Below are 18572 nucleotides of genomic sequence, written 5' to 3'. Positions count from 1 at the left end.
GGATGTACACCACGGGGTCGCCCCGGTGTCCATGGTCACGAACGTCGCGGCCGGCGGTCTGCCTCAGGCAAGACCCCGACGCATCAGGCCGTGCTTGATCGGCGACACCCGCGACAGCACGCCGAGCCCGAGCTGACGGGCCAGCCGGCCCCGCAGGGTGCCGTCCGTCGCCACGCCGGCGAGCAGCCCCACCGCGCCCAGCCGTCCCGGCAGCTCGAAGCGCCGGCGGCGGGTGTAGCGGGACAGGGCCTCGCTGCCGCCGATATCGCCGCCCGTCCGCACGGTCCCCGCCAGCACGTCGGCCAGGGCCATGATGTCGCGCACCGCCAGGTTCCAGCCCTGGGCGCCGATGGGCGGCACCACATGGGCGGCATCTCCGACCGCGACCACCCGCCGGCGCGCCGGCGACGGCGCCCAGCCGATCGACACCGGGAACACCACCGGGGACGCCGTGAGCCGGATCGCGCCATAGGCCGGCTGCCGCCCGCGCGCGGAAGCCTCGATCGCGGCGATCCCGGCACCCGCCAGCCGCTCGACCTCGGCGGTCGGGGCGATGGAGATCAGCGAGCCGTCGCGGCTGCCGACCGGAATGACCGTGATGGAGCCGGTGTCGTCGTAGCGCTCGATGCACAGGCCGTCATGGGGGGCGGCCAGTTCCACCGGCGCGCACAGGGCGCTCAGTCCGAGGGGTTGGCGCCACATACGGATGCGGGCGGCCTCGCGGGTCGGCGAGGCCTTGCCGTCGGCGGCGATCGCCAGCCGGGCTCTCACGCGGGTCCCGCCTTCGGTGACGACGGTGACAAGGCCGGTGCCGTGGACGATGCCGACGACCCTGTCCTCCAACCGGCGCTCCACCGGCATGAGTGCGGAGAGATCGCCGATCGGCAGGTTGAGCGCCAGATAGGGCGCATCGACCTCCGAGGCGCGGAAGCGCTCGGCCGTCAGTCCGAACGGGCCGAGGGTTTCGATCACCATGTCGGGCAGCGCGGTCGCCCTCGGCCGCACGTCGACGCCGAGCCTGTCCAGGTCGTCCACGCTCGACGGCAGCAGCGCCGTGGTCCGCGGATCCGCACCGGGCGGGCTTGCCGGCGCGACGACCACCGTCTCCAGCCCCAGCTGCCTGAGCGCCCGGTCGGCCAGCCGGCCCGTGGGGCCGTCTCCGACGATGACTGCATCGACCTGCATGCTTATGCCCATGTTCCCGCGTTGCACCTACGGCTAGAGGGCGATCGGTTCAGATCGCGCACTAGGCATATGGGTCCGGGAGGCACGGGCGAAAGGGCAGTTGGGAGAATGGGTGGCGGCCGGCCGGCGATGGCGGCCCGGAACCCTGTCGCACATAAAAAAACTGCCGGGAACGCTAGGTTCCCGGCAAGTTGAACAGGGAGGCTTCACGTCTGGGAGACGTGGGATCCCGAAGGACCCCGCTCCGAGCGGGGGGCTCGGAGGCGATGCTGCAACGCAACATCGCGATGACCATGAAATAGGCATTCGCTGCCTCTGAGACCACCTCAAAATGGTCACTTCCGCTATGCGGTTTTTGCATGGCTTGGCTTGCGAATTTTTCAGAATTGCGACTTAGCAACTTCCTGGATGAGGAAATCCCTCAACACCATGATGCGCTTGGAGTGCCTCAGTTCCTCGGGATAGACGAAATAGGTCGGCACCTGGGGACCTTCCAGGTCCGGGATTACCCGGATCATCCCGACATCCTCGCGGGCCATGTAGTCGGGCAATGCTGCAATGCCGAGACCGGTTTGCACCGCACGGTACATTGCAAAATAATTGTTCAGCCGGACCACGTTCACATGCCGTCCGCGATGGCCGACGGCGGTGTCCAGCAGCCAGTTCACGTTCGGGAACGGCGGATGCGAGGTCTCGCCGTAGATCACCAACCGATGCGCCGCCAGATCGGCCGGCGTCTTCGGCAGCCCATGCTTCGTCAGATAGTCCGGCGAGGCGTAGAGGTGGAACTTGATGGTCTTCAGGTGCCGCTGGATCAGGTCGGGCTGGCGCGGCGGCGTCAGGCGGATCGCCACGTCGGCCTGGCGCATCGACAGGTCGAGCTCGCTGTCGTTCAGGATGACCGTCAGCCCGATCTCCGGATACAGCTCCAGGAACCCGGCCAGACGCGGCGCCAGCCAGTTGGAGCCGAGCGCCACCGTGGTGGTCAGGCGCAGCGGCCCCTTGGGGCTGTCCTTGCCCTCCGACAGCAGGGCCTCGGTGGTGGCCAGCTTGGCGAAGACGTCGCGGGCGGTCTGGTACAGCACCTCGCCCTGTTCGGTCAGGATCAGCCCGCGGGCATGGCGGTGGAACAGCGGCAGCTTGAGGCTTTCCTCGAGCGCGCTGATCTGGCGGCTGACCGCCGATTGGCTGAGATTCAGCGCCTCGCCGGCATGCGTGAAGCTGCCCGCTTCGGCGACGGCATGAAATACCCTGAGCTTGTCCCAGTCCATTGCCCGACCGCCATTCGACCCAAATCTCGTTCCTGTCTACACGATCCGACGCGAAGAAGGAACGCGAAGGGGTCTACTCCGCTGCCGCCACATGGGCCGCATCTTCAAGTGCCGCCACATATTTCTCGGATTCCAGGGCCGCCATGCAGCCCATGCCGGCCGCGGTGACCGCCTGACGGTAGACCTTGTCCACGCAGTCGCCGGCGGCGAACACACCGGGAATCGACGTCCGGGTCGAGCCGGGTTCGGTGATCAGATAGCCCTCCTCGTCGAGCGGCAGCGCGCCCTGGAACGGCTTGGTCGCCGGATCATGGCCGATGGCGACGAACAGGCCATGGGCGGCGATGTCGGTGGTTTCGCCGGTCTTCACGTGCTTCACGCGAACCGCCTCGACCCCGTCCATCGGACCGGAGCCGCCCAGCACCTCGTCCACCACGCTGTCCCAGACCATCGTCACCTTGGGATGGCGGAACAGGCGGTCCTGCATGATCTTCTCGGCACGCAGGCTGTCGCGGCGGTGCACCAGGGTGACGGTGCGGCAGATATTCGCCAGGTAAAGCGCCTCCTCCACGGCGGTGTTGCCGCCGCCGACCACGACCACATCCTTGTCGCGGTAGAAGAACCCGTCGCAGGTGGCGCAGGCCGACACGCCGCGGCCGTTGAAATGCTGCTCGCTCGGCAGGCCCAGCCAGCGGGCCTGGGCGCCGGTGGCGATGATCACGCTGTCGGCGAGATAGGTGTCGCCCTGATCGGTCATGCAGCGCAGCGGCCGTGAATTGAAATCGACCGAGGTGACGATGTCGTAGGCGATCTTGGTGCCGACATGCTCGGCCTGCTTCTGCATCTGCTCCATCAGCCAGGGACCCTGGATGACGTCGGCGAAGCCGGGATAGTTCTCCACCTCGGAGGTGATGGTCATCTGGCCGCCCGGCTGCAGCCCGGCGAGCAGCACCGGCGACAGGTTCGCGCGCGCGGTATAGATGCCCGCGGTCAGACCCGCGGCACCCGCGCCCACGATCAGAACCTTCACCCGATGCTCGGCCATGCCATCCTCCTTGTCTCGATGCAGGCAAGATAGGCGGGCCGGCCCCCGGTCTCAACCGGCGTGGCGGTCAATTCGCCGGGACCGGAGGTTACCGGTCCCTGAATCCGGTCCAGCGTCCGGAGATCCGCCCGTGCCGGGGACGCGACTCCGATGCTCAGAAGCCGAACATGTGGTCCAACGAGAAGGACACACCGTCGCGGATCAGGCCGTGATAGCCGAACAGCCGGCAGGTCGTGTCGCGGATCAGCACGTAGCCGCCGTCGCCGGCTTTCTGCAGATCGGCGGCAGAGAACATCTCGCTCGCCCGCCACAGGCGCGAGCCGCCGCAGGGGATCTCCAGCGCGGCGCGGGCAACCTCCGACCCGTCGGCGCCGGTCAGGATCAGCTCGGTGTGCGACGCCGGATGCCAGGGGTTGGAAGCGGCATAGATCAGGTGGCACATCGAGTCCACGCCGCCGCCGGCCATGCAGTTGCCCAGACGCAAAAACAGCCGCGTGGACAGGCCCGGCGGTGGGCCGCCATAGCTCTGCGGCTCCCCTCTGTAGGTCATGACCGTGTTGAACACATGGGCGCCGAAGCTGGTGTCGGCCGCGTGGCCGCTCTCGGTGTCCTCGTAGCGGAACAGCCCGTGCAGCCAGCCGTCGGCCGCGTCCTCGCCGCCCTGGGAGAAGTCGTAGATGAATTCCAGGTGGCCGTAGCCGGTCGGCAGAGTGGCGCCGTTCATCAGGTCGGCCGCCTCCAGCGCCACGCTGTCGGAGCGCTCCAGCACGCCGAGGGAGCGCCGGGCGATCTCGGTACCGTCGGCATCGATCAGCAGGGCGGCGATCGGCTGCTTCTCCTGCCCCCGGGTCATCGGCGTCGGCAGGGCGAAGGTGCGGTAGCGGTCCACCGGCAGGACCGGGGCGGGCAGGATGTAGGCCTTGCCCAGATGCTTCATGGCGCCCGGGATGTTCGGGTCGCCCTTCAGGTCCGTGCGCTCCACGTTCACATGGGCGATGCGGTTGCGGCGGTTACCGGCGACGATCTCGTAACGCGGCCGCACCACGTGCTTGCCCGCCCACAGCTCGAACTGAGCCGGCCAGACGGCATCGGGGAACAGCTCGGCCGGATCGACCGAGATCGTTCCGAAGCCCGGCACCGGCCGGTCGATGGGGCGGACGTCGTCGCGGCCCATCAGGTTCAGGGCCATGGACCCGGCGGGGGCGGTATTCGGATGGGCGTTCTGCAGCCACAGCACGATGCGCTCGCCCGGCTTGGCGGCCGGCAGCCCGGCGTAGTAATCGGCCGGCCAGGCATTGGCGTCATGGGTGCAGGACAACTCCTCCGGCGCGTCGCCATAGGTGTCGACCGCGTATTTCACCACGTCATGGCCGCGCGCGCCGATCGCGTGGATGAACAGAGTGCCGGCGAACTCGCCCAGGCCGAAGCGCGCTCGGATCGCAGCACTGTCGAGGACGATGCCGGCCGGACCGTCTGGCAGGTCCTGTTCCCAGGTGGCCAGCACCGTGCCCTCGACGTCGAACAGGCGCAGCCACAGCCGCATGTCCTTCGCGCCGTAGCCGCTCCAGTAGTTCGCGGTGACAAGCCGGGTGTGCCGCCCGCCGCCGTCGCGCAGAAAGCCGTGGTTTGTCGCGAAGTTCAGCGGGTCCAGATACTTCCGCGGGTTCGACAGCATGGCATCGGGCAGTCGGGCGTCGTCCAGGGTGACGACCCGCATGCCCTGGGGCAGCAGGTGGCGGATGTGATCGACCAGCCGGCGGCTGTCGAAGGCCGGGATCAGGAGGACCGAGGCCGTGCTGGCGCCGATCTCGGCGATCGGCTTGGGCGTGCGGCCGAAGACCTCGGTGCCGAGCCGTTCGATCGCCTGCACGTAGACCGCGTCCACCGTCAGGCCGGAGAGGTCGTGCAGTTCGTCGAAGGTCTCCAGATGACCCAGCGGGTCATAGAGGGCGACCGGTTCGCCGGCGATATCGGCCAGCAGGGCCGTGATCTTCTCTGCGGTGAGAGGATGGCCGACCGCCTTGAAGAAGCTGAACCCGCCGACCTGGTTGGAGAAGGTATCGATCTTGAGCGCCATGGCTCCACGCCGTCGCTGTTTGCAGGGTCCCCGACTGCCCGAGGACATAACCGAACCGCCCCGGCTCGGCAATGCGGCACACTCTATCGGTGCGATAGGCCCGGGGGCGATAGGCCTGGGGCGATTGCCCCGTGCGCCTCACCGGTCGGCCGACCGTGCCGCCAGCCGTTCCGCCAGGAGGGCGCCGACCCGCATCGTCTCGCGCAGCGGCTCGTAGGTCCAGCGCTCCAGCGTACCGTCGAAGGGCCGGGTATAGCCCTCGGCCCGCAGCCGCGCGTGGAAGGCGGCCAGCCGCCCGGTTTCCGGCTCGACGGTGGCGACATGGACCGGCTTGCCGGTGGCCAGCGCCTCCGACGCCATGTTCACCGAGTCGGAGGTGACCACCAGCGCGTCGCAGAGATGCAGAAAGGCGAGATAGGGGTTCTCGCCCAGGCCCGTCCAGACGACGCCCTGAACGTCCGCCAGCCCTTCGGCGAGGGCGGCGCGGGTGGCGTCGTCGGTCCGGCGGGAGCAGGCGACCAGCAGCGAGCCGCCGCTGGTCTGCGACAGCCGCCGCAGGTCGGCGACGAAGCGGGCCACCGCCTCGGGGGAAAACTCGTAACGCTTGTTCGACCCGCCCACATTCACCGCGATCAGCGGCCGCGGCATGTCGGCGACCTCGGTCAGCCAGGGCTTGGCCGCCTCCGCCAGCTTCTCCGGCGCCTGCGGGTTGAGCGCGCCCAGGGTGGTGACGACGTTGGGCCCGCGCGCCGGGTCGTGCTCGGGGACGATCAGCATGTCGAAATGCCGAGGGTCGATCCGCGGATCCTGGATATGCGCCAGGAACGGATGCCCGCCGCCCAGCCGCCGGACCGCGAGCGCCGCTCCGGCCGTCCGCCGTCCGCAGGAGATCACCACGTCGGGCCAGGGCTCCGCGATCGGATCGCCGCCGGCGGTCGCCGGCACGCCCGGCAGCCGTCCGGCCACCGGGAGCGCGCGCAGCAGCCAGCTCGGATGGATCCGCTTGATCACCGGCGTCAGTCCGGCGGCATCGGCCAGACCGAGACACTGGATGCGCATGCCGACGGTGCCGTCGGTTAGGATCCAGCACAGTGTCTGTGTATCGGAACCGACGCTCATGTCGTCAGATATCGAAAGAAAATGTCATAATCACGCAATGATCTTGCTTGCCCTATTCGAATCGGATATAGGCTCGGCAACGTTTCTACGCTGACCGTCACACATTTTAATCGTTCCCCCGGAGCCCACATGCGACGTGTGAAACTTGATCGCATCGACCGCCGTATTCTGCGCGACCTTCAGGACAATGGTCGGATGACCAATGTCGAACTGGCCAATCGCGCCGGCATCTCGGCGCCGCCCTGTCTGCGACGGGTGCGGGCTCTCGAGGAAGCGGGTTTCATCCGGGGATACCATGCCGAGGTGGCGCCTGAACACCTCGGTTTCACGGTGACGATCTACGCCCATGTCGGCCTGACCAGTCAGGCGGAGGCGGATCTGGCCCGGTTCGAGCAGATGGTCGGTCAGTGGCCGGAGGTCCGCGAGTGCCACATGCTGATGGGCGAGGCGGACTTCCTGCTGAAGATCGTGGCCAAGGACTGGGACGCCTTCCAGCGCTTCCTGACCTCCAAGCTGACCCCGGCACCGCTGGTCTCCAACGTCAAGACCGCGCTGGTAATCCGCACCCGCAAGCGCCTCCCCGGCGTGCCGATCGAAGAAATGCCGGAAGACGACGAGGACGAGGGCGACGAGGAGTAGGCAGCCGTCGGCCTGAATTCAATTCAGGACCGACGCACGGCTGCCGGTGCACCGCAGGTCCTGACTTTCGTCAGCGACTGTGATCTTGGTCAAGCGACTTGCCATGGCTTTTGATCTCTGACGATGGCGTTGAGGATGGTAAGCAGCTTTCTGGCGACGGCGATGAGGGCGACCATCTTGGGCTTTCCTGCAGCGATCAGTCTGGCGTGGAAGGCCTTGAGGGTAGGGTTGTAGCGCGCGCCGACCATGGCTGCGACGAACAGGGCGGTGCGTACGCTCGCGCGTCCGCCGCCGATGAAGGCTTTGCCGCGCCAAGTTCCCGATTGGCGCGTCCACGGTGCCAGCCCCGCCAGGGAGGCGATCTGGCGCCGGTCCAGTCGGCCGAGTTCGGGCAGATCGGCGAGCAGGGTGCGGGCGGTGGCCGGACCGATGCCGGGCACGCTGCGCAGCAGATCCTCCTGTGCCTGCCAGACCGGCGAGCCGCGGACCTGGTCGTCGATCTCGCGGTCGACCTCGTTCAGTTCCTTCTCCAGGGCCGTGATCAGACGCAGGATCGAGCGCCGCACCCGCGGTTCCGTGAGGCGGCTCTGACGCTGGCGCTCGGCGGCGATCATCGACACGATCTGCCGTCGCCGGGCCACCAGATCGGCCAGCAGGCGGCCGGACGCATCGGGCAATGCGCGCGGCTCAGGCCGGGTCGCCGCCAGGAACCGGGCGATCATCTCCGCATCGATCGGATCGGTCTTCGCCCGACGTCCCAGCGCCTGGGCGAAGGCCCGGATCTGGCGCGGATTGACCACGACGACCGGCAAGCCCGCCCCGGCCAGACCCGCCGCCACCACCGTCTCGAAGCCGCCCGTCGCCTCGACCCCCACCAGCGTTGCTCCCAGCGCTCCAAGACGCTCGGCCAACGCTGCAATCCCAGCGCCGTCACGCGGCACCGCCTCACATTCGCCCGGCCCTTGCGCGCCGAGCAGGATATGAACATCCAGACGGCTCTTGGAGACGTCGATACCCACGATCACCTGGTCCATCGCTACCCTGCCTTGCCTAAACGGGCTCGCCATATGGCGGCCCCGGCGACTGTTCGGGTTCGAGGGATGAACGGTGGATGGGCAACCTTGCTGACGTTCGGGCTCGCACGCTCCAGGACGACTCGGCGTCCCATCCACCACCGCTTCCGAAACTCTACCAGAAGCGGAAGACGATAAGTTACAAGGATGACGGGTGATGGGTAGGGCAGATCCCCCTCCCTTCCCCCGACCTCGCCCTGAGCAGCCCGTAGGGCATGTCGAAGGGCGGCGCTCCGCACGTGTGCCTTACCGCCCCCGTCATCCTGAACTCGTTTCAGGATCTGTGGTGCACAAACGCCGGATGCTTGGTCCTGACGTGCGGCAGGAGGACGGGGAGATGGGTAGGGCAGATCCCCCTTCCCCCGACCTCGCCCTGAGCAGCCCGTAGGGCGTGTCGAAGGGCGGCGCTCCGCGCCTGCGCCTTACCACCCCCGTCATCCTGAACTCGTTTCAGGATCTGCGGTGCATAAGCGCCGGATGCTTGGTTCTGACGTGCGTCAGGACGACGGGTGAATTGATCGCCCCAACGCAAAATGCCCCAAGCGGAGCCTGGGGCATTGCGTCTGGCCTAAACGGCCGAAATTACTGGATCGCGCCGGTCACTGGATCGCGATGGAGAGGATCTCCAGGCTCTTCGAGCCCTTCGGCGTCGAGACCTCGACGGAATCCCCGACCCGCTTGCCGATCAGGGCGCGGGCGATTGGCGAAGAGGTGGAGATGAAGCCGCGCGAGATGTCGGCCTCGTACGGCCCGACGATCGTGTACGCAGTCTCCTCGTCCGTCTCCTCGTCCGCGACCTCGACGGTCACGCCAAAGGTCACGGTCTCGCCCTTGAGCTTCTTGGGATCGATCACCTCGCAGCGGCTGATCACATCCTCCAGCTCGGCGACCCGGCCCTCTATGAAGCTCTGACGTTCGCGCGCGGCATGGTACTCGGCGTTCTCGGAGAGATCGCCGTGTTCCCGCGCCTCGGCGATCGCCTTGATCACCGCTGGACGCTCCACGGACTTCAAGTTCTTCAGTTCATCCGTCAGACGGGCATGCCCCTCTGCGGTCATCGGCACCTTTTCCATGGGCTCGTCGCCTGCTCAAACCTATCCTATCACCCGTTCCGGACGCCACGCGGGGCTCACTCTGGATCGGAAACCACGACCGGTTCCAGACCCGCCCCGTGGACGTCAGAACGATCCGGTGAGGTAGGTCTGGAGCGGGGTCACTTCAAGGTGTCCGTCCCGCATCGCTGCGATTGCCCGGACAGCGGCACGCGCCCCCTCCACAGTCGTATAGTAGGGAATGTTGTGCGTTAGAGCCGTGTGACGCAAGCTGAAACTGTCCCGAATGGCCTGTGCGCCCTCGGTGGTATTTATCACCAAATCCACATGGCCCGAGAGCATGTTATCGACAATGTGCGGCCGTCCCTCGAGCACTTTCTTTACCCGGTGACTGTCGATCCCGGCGTCTTTCAGTACGTCCGCCGTGCCCGTGGTGGCCATGATACTGAAGCCGAGATCGTTCAGCGCCTTCGAGATCTGGACGATCGCGCCCTTGTCGGCATCCTTGACCGAGATGAAGACGACACCGCCGTCCGGCAGCACCGTGCCGGCGGCGAGCTGCGACTTGGCGAAGGCGCGGGCGAAGCTCTTGTCGATGCCCATGACCTCGCCGGTCGACTTCATCTCCGGACCGAGGATGATGTCGGTGCCCGGGAAACGGGCGAAGGGGAACACCGCCTCCTTCACGGCCACGTGCTCGGGATCCTTGGTCGGCAAGGTGAAGGCGCTCAGCTTCTCGCCGGCCATCACCCGGCTGGCGATTTTGGCGATCGGCACGCCGGTCGCCTTGGCGACGAACGGCACCGTACGCGAGGCGCGCGGGTTGACCTCCAGGATGAACACCTCGCCTTCGCGCACGGCGAACTGGATGTTCATCAGGCCGACCACGTTGAGGCCCTTGGCCAGCATCACCGCCTGGCGCTTGACCTCCTCGATCACCGCCTTGTCGAGGGACACCGGGGGCAGCGAGCAGGCGCTGTCGCCCGAATGGATGCCCGCTTCCTCGATATGCTCCATCACGCCGGCGATGAACACGTCGGTGCCATCGGACACCGCGTCCACGTCGATCTCGGTGGCGTTGCGCAGGAAGCTGTCGATCAGCACCGGGTTCTTGCCCGACACGACCACGGCATTGCGCATGTAGCGGCGCAGGCCTTCCGGCTCGTGCACGATCTCCATGGCCCGGCCGCCCAGGACGTAGGACGGGCGGATGACCACCGGGTAGCCGATCTGGTCGGCGATCTTCTCCGCCTGCTCGGTGGAGGTCGCCGTGCCGTTGGCCGGCTGCTTCAGCTCCAGGCGCTGCAGCAGCTTCTGGAAGCGGTCGCGGTCCTCGGCCAGGTCGATCGCGTCCGGCGAGGTGCCCAGGATCGGGATCTGCGCCTTCTCCAGCGCAGCCGCCAGCTTCAGCGGGGTCTGGCCGCCGAACTGGACGATGCACCCCATGACCTGCCCGTTCGACTGCTCGCCATGGACCAGCTCGATCACGTCCTCGGCGGTCAGCGGCTCGAAATACAGCCGGTCGGAAGTGTCGTAGTCGGTGGAGACGGTCTCCGGGTTGCAGTTGACCATGATGGTCTCGAACCCGGCATCCGACAGGGCGTAGGCCGCGTGGACGCAGCAATAGTCGAACTCGATGCCCTGGCCGATCCGGTTCGGGCCGCCGCCGAGGATGATGATCTTCCTGGCGTCGGTCGGCTCCGCCTCGTTCTCCGGTGCTCCGCCGCCGATGCCGATCTCGTAGGTCGAGTACATGTACGGCGTGGAGGACGGGATCTCGGCCGCGCAGGTGTCGATGCGCTTGAACACCGGCCGCACGCCCATGCCGCGGCGGCGGGCGGCGACGACCTCTTCCTCATGGCCGGAAAGCTGGCCGAGCCGGGCATCGGAGAAGCCCATGGACTTGATCTTCTGCCAGCCGGCCGCGTCGGACGGCAGGCCGTCGGCCTCCACGCCCTTCTCGGCGGCGATGATCTCGGCCATGCGCTCCAGGAACCACGGATCGATGTGGCAGGCGCGGTGCACCTCCTCCACCGACAGGCCGACGCGCAGCGCCTGGGCCACCTTCAGCAGCCGGTCGGCGGTCGCCACGGAAAGTTCCGCGGTGATCGCCTGGCGATCAATGTCGCCGTCCTCGGTGCCCTTGAGCTCGATCGGGTCGAGGCCGACCAGGCCGGTCTCCAGCCCGCGCAGGGCCTTCTGCAGGCTCTCGTGGAAGGTCCGGCCGATGGCCATGACCTCGCCCACCGACTTCATCGAGGTGGTCAGCCGGGCGTCGGCGCCCGGGAACTTCTCGAAGGTGAAGCGCGGAATCTTGGTGACCACGTAGTCGATGGTCGGCTCGAAGCTCGCCGGCGTATTGCCGGTGATGTCGTTGTCCAGCTCGTCCAGGGTGTAGCCGACGGCCAGCTTGGCGGCGATCTTGGCGATCGGGAAGCCGGTGGCCTTCGACGCGAGCGCCGAAGACCGCGACACCCGCGGGTTCATCTCGATGACGATCTGCCGGCCGGTGGCCGGGTCGATGGCGAACTGCACGTTGGAGCCGCCGGTCTCCACCCCGATCTCGCGCAGCACCGCGATGGAGGCGTTGCGCATGCGCTGGTATTCCTTGTCGGTCAGCGTCAGCGCCGGGGCGACGGTGATGCTGTCGCCGGTATGCACGCCCATCGGATCGACGTTCTCGATGGAGCAGATGATGATGCAGTTGTCCGCCTTGTCGCGGACCACCTCCATCTCGAACTCCTTCCAGCCCAGCACGCTCTCCTCGATCAGCACCTCGTTGGAGGGCGAGAGGCGGATGCCGTTGCGGACGATCTGCTCGAATTCCTCGCGGTTATAGGCGATGCCGCCTCCCTGGCCGCCGAGCGTGTAGGACGGGCGGATGATCGCCGGCAGTCCGACATGCTCCAGCGCCTCGTCGGCGTCGTCGAAAGTGTTGATCAGCCGCGAGCGCGGGGTGTCGAGGCCGATGGCGGTCATCGCCTCGCGGAACTGCTGGCGGTCCTCAGCCTTCTCGATGGCGGCGAGGTCGGCGCCGATCAGCTCGACCCCGAATTTTTCCAAAGTGCCGTCATGGGACAGGGCGCGGGCGGTGTTCAGCGCGGTCTGGCCGCCCATGGTCGGCAGCAGGGCGTCGGGACGCTCGCGCTCGATGACCTTGGCGACCATCTCCGGGGTGATCGGCTCGATATAGGTGGCATCGGCCGTGCCCGGATCGGTCATGATCGTGGCCGGGTTCGAGTTCACCAGGATGACCCGGTAGCCCTCGTCCTTCAGCGCCTTGCACGCCTGGGTCCCGGAGTAATCGAACTCGCAGGCCTGACCGATGACGATCGGCCCGGCGCCGATGATGAGAATGGAGGAGATGTCTGTACGTTTGGGCATTAGCCGAGGAGCTCCCGGAACCGGGCGAAGAGGTAATGGCTGTCCATCGGGCCCGGCGAGGCTTCCGGATGGTACTGCACGCTGAAGATCGGCTTGCCGTCGACCTTGATGCCTTCCACCGAGCCGTCGAACAGCGAGCGGTGGGTGACGGTCACGCCGTCCGGCAGGCTGGCCTCCATGACAACGAAGCCGTGGTTCTGGCTGGTGATTTCGACCTTGCCGGTCTCGAGATCCTTGACCGGGTGGTTGGCACCCCGGTGGCCCATATGCATCTTCTCGGTCTTCGCACCGAGCGCCAGGGCCAGCATCTGGTGGCCGAGGCAGATGCCGAAGATCGGCTTGCCGCTGTCGATCAGCTTCTTCAGCTCCGGCACCGCATAGATTCCGGTGGCCGCCGGGTCGCCCGGGCCGTTGGCCAGGAAGATGCCGTCGGGACCGTGGCCGAGGATCTCGTCCGCCGTCGCACTGGCCGGCACCACCGTCACCTTGCAGCCCTGGGCCGCCAGGTTGCGCAGGATGTTGCGCTTGGCCCCGTAATCGACCGCGACCACGTGCTTGGTCGGCTCGGTCATCGTGCCGTAGCCGTCGCTGCGGCCGTCATCGGCGAAGCCCCAGAGCGTGGTGTCCCAGGTATAGGTCTGGGTGCAGGACACCTGCTTGGCGAGGTCCATGCCTTCCAGGCCCGGCCAGTCGGCCGCCAGCTTCTTCAGGGCGTCCAGGTCGAACTTCCCATCGGGGGAGACGCAGAGGGCGCCGTGCGGGGCGCCGATGTCGCGGATCCGCCGGGTCAGCCGCCGTGTGTCGACGCCGGCGATGCCGGGCAGGTCGTGCGACTTCAGCCAGTCGTCGAGGCCGCGCTCGGAGCGGTAGTTCGACGGGTCCGTGATATCGGCGCGCAGGACGCAGCCCAGGGCTGCGGGCGACACCGTCTCGTGGTCATTGACGTTGGCGCCCACGTTGCCCACATGGGGGAACGTGAAAGTGATGATCTGGCCGGCGTAAGACGGATCGGTCAGGATCTCCTGGTACCCGGTCATCGAGGTGTTGAAGACCACCTCGCCGACCTTGGTGACAGCGGCGCCGAAGCCGCGACCGAAGATCGCCGTCCCGTCCGCCAGAACCAGAACCGCCGTTGCGTCTTGAGGGATGGCGGCAGGATCGGTCATGCGGTGTCTCCGGGTCAGGCGGTTACCGGGCGGCGGGCGTCATCCGTCGCGCCGCGGGAGTATATCCCAAACGGCGGGCACGGAGAGGCGGCCAAGCGGTAAATTGGCCGGGTGATACGCGAGGAACGGCGGAAGGTCAAGCTGTAACATATGGAAAACTCCGTTGTTTTTCAATCAGTTAGAAAATCATCTCGGCATTGCAACATGAAACCGGATCGTATATTGTCGCCGCTTCCGTACAGATCGGCCGGCGGGACCCGGCACGCGATGGTGCGGCTAATGGGCGACGACGGCCGGCACGGCCCCCGCCAGTTCCTGGGCCAAAGTGCCGGACTTACTCGGTTTCTGGGGAGAAACTGAATGTTGCGCGAACAGCTTAAGAGTGCCTTGAAGGATGCCATGCTCGCGAAAGATCAGCGGGCTGTTTCCACCGTGCGTCTGATCCTCGCGGCCCTGAAGGACCGCGACATCGCCGCGCGGGAGAAGGGCAACCTCGACGGAATCGACGACGCGGAAGTTCTGGCGATGCTCAGCACGATGGTGAAGCAGCGTCAGGAATCGATCCGGCTCTACGAGGAAGGCGGGCGCTGCGAGCTCGCCACCCAGGAGCAGGAGGAAATCGACGTGATCCGCCGGTTCATGCCCACGCAGTTGGAGGGCAAGGAGCTGGTCTCGACGATCGACAGCACGATCAAGGAGATCGGTGCTGCGGATCTGAAGGACATGGGCCGGATCATGTCCACCCTGAAGCAGCGCTATCCGGGCCGCATGGACTTCTCCAAGGCGTCGGGGCTCGTCCGCCAGCAGCTCGTCTGAGCCTGCGGCCAATCCGATCGGCGGCGGAGCGCCCGCTCCGCCCGCCTACCCGTCGTCCTTGTAACTTATCGTCTTCCGCTTCTGGTAGAGTTTCGGAAGCGGTGGTGGATGGGACGCCGAGTCGTCCTGGAGCGTGCGAGCCCGAACGTCAGCAAGGTTGCCCATCCACCGTTCATCCCTCGAACCCGAACAGTCGCCGGGGCCGCCATATGGCGAGCCCGTTTAGGCAAGGCAGGGTAGCGATGGACCAGGTGATCGTGGGTATCGACGTCTCCAAGAGCCGTCTGGATGTTCATATCCTGCTCGGCGCGCAAGGGCCGGGCGAATGTGAGGCGGTGCCGCGTGACGGCGCTGGGATTGCAGCGTTGGCCGAGCGTCTTGGAGCGCTGGGAGCAACGCTGGTGGGGGTCGAGGCGACGGGCGGCTTCGAGACGGTGGTGGCGGCGGGTCTGGCCGGGGCGGGCTTGCCGGTCGTCGTGGTCAATCCGCGCCAGATCCGGGCCTTCGCCCAGGCGCTGGGACGTCGGGCGAAGACCGATCCGATCGATGCGGAGATGATCGCCCGGTTCCTGGCGGCGACCCGGCCTGAGCCGCGCGCATTGCCCGATGCGTCCGGCCGCCTGCTGGCCGATCTGGTGGCCCGGCGACGGCAGATCGTGTCGATGATCGCCGCCGAGCGCCAGCGTCAGAGCCGCCTCACGGAACCGCGGGTGCGGCGCTCGATCCTGCGTCTGATCACGGCCCTGGAGAAGGAACTGAACGAGGTCGACCGCGAGATCGACGACCAGGTCCGCGGCTCGCCGATCTGGCAGGCACAGGAGGATCTGCTGCGCAGCGTGCCCGGCATCGGTCCGGCCACCGCCCGCACCCTGCTCGCCGATCTGCCCGAACTCGGCCGACTGGACCGGCGCCAGATCGCCTCCCTGGCGGGGCTGGCACCGTGGACGCGCCAATCGGGAACTTGGCGCGGCAAAGCCTTCATCGGCGGCGGACGCGCGAGCGTACGCACCGCCCTGTTCGTCGCAGCCATGGTCGGCGCGCGCTACAACCCTACCCTCAAGGCCTTCCACGCCAGACTGATCGCTGCAGGAAAGCCCAAGATGGTCGCCCTCATCGCCGTCGCCAGAAAGCTGCTTACCATCCTCAACGCCATCGTCAGAGATCAAAAGCCATGGCAAGTCGCTTGACCAAGATCACAGTCGCTGACGCAAGTCAGGACCAGGCCACAGACGCCAGCGCCCTGCAACCGCCGGTGCACCGCAGATCCTGATTTGCATCAGGATGACGGTAACCGTTGGAGCGCGTTCTTTCCTCCTTTGACCTCGCCCTGAGCAGGAGCGGAGCGACGTGTCGAAGGGCCGGATTTAATCCGGGATTGATCCGGAGGCTGCTCCGCCTCCGGCTGCCGGTGCGCCGAAGATCCTGGTTTGCATCAGGATGACCGTGACGGTTGGGGCTCATTCTTTTCCCCTTTGACCTCGCCCTGAGCAGGAGCGGAGCGACGTGTCGAAGGGCCGGATTAAATCCGGGACAGGGGGCTGCTCAGGGCGAGGTCAAAGGGGTGGACGAGAGAGGGGTCCGGTTATCCCTGCCCCAGGCTGAACCCGTAGGGCAGCAGCCGGTCCAGGTCGAACACGTCGCCCAGCGCGCCCTCGCCGCCGCCATCGACGATCACCAGGGTCTCCGGCGCGCGGCTCCCGAACTCGTGGATCACCTGGCGGCAGATGCCGCAGGGCGACCGGTCGGCCACCGGCGCGTCCAGGGTCGCCACGCAGCTCACCACCAGCAGCTCCAGCCTGCGGAACCCGAGCGAGGCCGCCTGGGTCAGGGCCGTGCGCTCGGCGCAGATGGTTCCGCCGTAGCTGGCATTCTCCACATTGGCGCCGGCGATCACCCGGCGCTGCGCATCGTCCGCCATGATCAGCGCCGCGCCGACCCGGAACCGGGAGTACGGCGCATGGGCCCGCGTCGCCACGTCGCGCGCGGCATCGCGCAGCCGGGCGATCTCGTCCGGGTCCACCGACACGGTTTTCTGCGGGATCGCCCGCCCCGGCACGGTGAGCCGGCCGAGCGGGGTCGGCGTGGTCGCGTCGGGCCGGTCCACCGCCGGCAGCACCAACTCGACGCGGCCCACCCTCAGTGCTCCCCGTAGACCGCGTGCGGGTCGTAGGTCTTGTCGCCGGTGACCTCCAGGGCCACCCCGTCGCCGGATTTCACCACCTTGCGGTAGAAGCAGCTCTCGTAGCCCACGTGGCAGGCGCCCGGGCCGACCTGCTCGACCAGCAGCAGCACCGTGTCCTGGTCGCAGTCGAGCCGGATCTCCTTCACCCGCTGGACATGGCCGCTGCTCTCGCCCTTGCGCCACATCTTGGCCCGGGAGCGCGAGTAGTAATGCGCCTCGCCGGTCTCGATGGTGGCGGACAGAGCGGTGGCGTCCATCCAGGCCATCATCAGGACCGTGCCGGTCGCCGCATCGGCGGCGACGGCCGGGATCAGCCCGTCCGCCCCGAATTTCGGGGCGAGCGCGCTGCCTTCCTCGATCGCGTGGCTGTCGCCGCGTTCGGAGAATTCGACCGTCATGTCAGCCCTTCCAGCAGCCGGACCCACATCTTCGCCCGCGGCACGAGCGAGGAGATGTAGACCTGTTCGTGCAGAGTATGCGCCCCCTCCCCGTCGGCGCCCAGGCCGTCCAGGGTCGGCACGCCGAGCGCGGCGGTGAAGTTGCCGTCGGACCCGCCGCCGGTCAGGGCGGTGCTCTCCAGCACCAGGCCGCTCTCGGCCACGACCTCCTTGGCCAGCTCGAACAGACCCCAGTTGGCATCGGTCAGCTCGAACGGCGGCCGGTTCATGCCGCCGGTGATCTCGATGGTGACGTCGGGATCGCGCGGCTTGCGGTCGAGGATCTTGGCGCTGATCTCCTCGCCATCGGCGGCGGTGACCACCCGCAGGTCGATCTCGGCCGTTGCGACCCGCGGCACCACGTTGACGCCGGTGCCGGCACTGACCAGCCCGACATTGGTGGTCACGCCGCGCGCGTAGTCGGTGAGCCCCTCGATCTCCAGGATGTGGTGGGCGAGCTCCTTCACCGCGCTGCGACCGTCCTCGTGCTTGGCGCCGGAATGGGCCGGGCGGCCGGTGATGGTCATGGCGAAGCGGCCCACGCCCTTACGGGCGGTGACCAGCTTGCCGCCGTCGCGGGCCGGCTCGGTAACCAGCACGTATTTCGCCTTCTTCGCCTCGGCCTCGATCACCGCACGGCTGGTCGGGCTGCCGACCTCCTCCTCGGCGACGAACAGGAAGGTCACCGGCATGCCGGTGCCCGCCCCCATGCGGCGCAGGTGGCGGTAGGCGTAGTACGGCAGATAAGCGCCGGCCTTCATGTCGTAAATGCCCGGGCCGTAGAGGCTGTCGCCCTCGCGGCGGATCTTGTTGCTGTCGTCCTTGGTGCCGACCGGGTGGACGGTGTCCATATGGCTCAGCACCAGGATGCTCGGCGCGTCCTCGGTCCAGTCCGGGGTGCGCACGATCAGGTGGTCGCCGAAGCCGTCCTTGCCCGGGACCCGCTCCACGGAGCAGCCGGTGCCTTCCCACTGGGTCTGGATCTTGTCGGCCAGTTTGTTGAGCCGGACCGCATCGTAGGTCGGCGTCTCCATCTCGACCCACTCGAGGATGCCATCGATGATCTCCTCCTGATCGATGACGGGCTCGTTGTCGCGGGGGGAAGCGGTATCCATGGTAGCTCCGA

15 protein-coding genes are annotated in these 18572 nt (G+C 67.3%); 3 read left to right on the top strand and 12 right to left on the bottom strand.

Annotation, left to right across the window (positions count from 1 at the left end; all coding sequences use genetic code 11):
- Positions 1-63: 63 nt before the first annotated feature.
- The 5 genes from T8K17_RS10375 to T8K17_RS10355 form a co-directional block, all read right to left on the bottom strand.
- Positions 64-1185, bottom strand: coding sequence for an FAD-dependent monooxygenase (locus T8K17_RS10375; protein ID WP_322334433.1), 1122 nt, complete (start codon positions 1183-1185; stop codon positions 64-66).
- Between the two features lie 380 nt (positions 1186-1565).
- A complete protein-coding gene (locus tag T8K17_RS10370; protein ID WP_322334432.1) occupies positions 1566-2456 on the bottom strand; it encodes a LysR family transcriptional regulator in 891 nt (296 codons plus the stop codon).
- Between the two features lie 73 nt (positions 2457-2529).
- Positions 2530-3501, bottom strand: a complete 972-nt coding sequence (gene trxB / locus T8K17_RS10365) for a thioredoxin-disulfide reductase (protein ID WP_322334431.1) — start codon at positions 3499-3501, stop codon at positions 2530-2532.
- A gap of 154 nt (positions 3502-3655) precedes the next feature.
- Entirely contained in the window at positions 3656-5578 is a 1923-nt protein-coding gene (locus tag T8K17_RS10360; protein WP_322334430.1) for a hypothetical protein, read from the bottom strand.
- 138 nt (positions 5579-5716) lie between these two features.
- Positions 5717-6697, bottom strand: coding sequence for a mitochondrial fission ELM1 family protein (locus T8K17_RS10355; protein ID WP_322334429.1), 981 nt, complete (start codon positions 6695-6697; stop codon positions 5717-5719).
- A 129-nt stretch (positions 6698-6826) separates the two neighbouring features.
- On the opposite strand from T8K17_RS10355, the gene T8K17_RS10350 reads away from it, so the two are divergent.
- Complete coding sequence (locus tag T8K17_RS10350) at positions 6827-7336, top strand: Lrp/AsnC family transcriptional regulator (protein WP_322334428.1); 510 nt, start codon at positions 6827-6829, stop codon at positions 7334-7336.
- 89 nt (positions 7337-7425) lie between these two features.
- On the opposite strand, the gene T8K17_RS10345 is transcribed toward T8K17_RS10350, so the two are convergent.
- The 4 genes from T8K17_RS10345 to carA all read right to left on the bottom strand — a co-directional run bounded on the left by T8K17_RS10345 (position 7426) and on the right by carA (position 14011).
- Complete coding sequence (locus T8K17_RS10345) at positions 7426-8370, bottom strand: IS110 family transposase (protein WP_322330493.1); 945 nt, start codon at positions 8368-8370, stop codon at positions 7426-7428.
- A 638-nt stretch (positions 8371-9008) separates the two neighbouring features.
- Positions 9009-9482 (bottom strand): transcription elongation factor GreA, encoded by a 474-nt coding sequence (gene greA / locus T8K17_RS10340; RefSeq protein ID WP_322334427.1) that lies wholly within the window; start codon positions 9480-9482, stop codon positions 9009-9011.
- A 105-nt stretch (positions 9483-9587) separates the two neighbouring features.
- Positions 9588-12845 carry a carbamoyl-phosphate synthase large subunit gene (gene carB / locus T8K17_RS10335; RefSeq protein WP_322334426.1) on the bottom strand — a complete coding sequence of 1086 codons (3258 nt, stop codon included), beginning with the start codon at positions 12843-12845 and terminating at the stop codon, positions 9588-9590.
- Positions 12845-14011, bottom strand: coding sequence for a glutamine-hydrolyzing carbamoyl-phosphate synthase small subunit (gene carA / locus T8K17_RS10330; protein ID WP_322334425.1), 1167 nt, complete (start codon positions 14009-14011; stop codon positions 12845-12847). Before carA ends, carB begins: the two co-directional genes overlap by 1 nt.
- A gap of 360 nt (positions 14012-14371) precedes the next feature.
- Between carA and T8K17_RS10325 the strand changes: the two genes are divergently transcribed.
- Positions 14372-14827, top strand: a complete 456-nt coding sequence (locus T8K17_RS10325) for a GatB/YqeY domain-containing protein (RefSeq protein ID WP_322334424.1) — start codon at positions 14372-14374, stop codon at positions 14825-14827.
- Positions 14828-15069: 242 nt separating this feature from the next.
- Positions 15070-16014 (top strand): IS110 family transposase, encoded by a 945-nt coding sequence (locus T8K17_RS10320; protein WP_322333043.1) that lies wholly within the window; start codon positions 15070-15072, stop codon positions 16012-16014.
- A 395-nt stretch (positions 16015-16409) separates the two neighbouring features.
- On the opposite strand, the gene T8K17_RS10315 is transcribed toward T8K17_RS10320, so the two are convergent.
- Genes T8K17_RS10315 through T8K17_RS10305 form a run of 3 tightly spaced genes read right to left on the bottom strand, consistent with a single transcriptional unit; the run spans position 16410 to position 18561 of the window.
- Positions 16410-16961, bottom strand: a complete 552-nt coding sequence (locus T8K17_RS10315) for a cytidine deaminase (protein WP_322334423.1) — start codon at positions 16959-16961, stop codon at positions 16410-16412.
- 2 nt (positions 16962-16963) lie between these two features.
- Positions 16964-17407, bottom strand: a complete 444-nt coding sequence (gene hisI, locus T8K17_RS10310) for a phosphoribosyl-AMP cyclohydrolase (protein WP_322334422.1) — start codon at positions 17405-17407, stop codon at positions 16964-16966.
- Entirely contained in the window at positions 17404-18561 is a 1158-nt protein-coding gene (locus tag T8K17_RS10305) for a M20 family metallopeptidase (RefSeq protein ID WP_322334421.1), read from the bottom strand. The genes hisI and T8K17_RS10305 overlap by 4 nt, the downstream gene beginning before the upstream one ends.
- Between the last annotated feature and the right edge of the window lie 11 nt (positions 18562-18572).

This window comes from Thalassobaculum sp. OXR-137 (assembly GCF_034377285.1).
In the GTDB taxonomy this organism is placed as follows: domain Bacteria; phylum Pseudomonadota; class Alphaproteobacteria; order Thalassobaculales; family Thalassobaculaceae; genus Thalassobaculum.
This window is presented reverse-complemented; position numbering and strand designations above follow the sequence as displayed.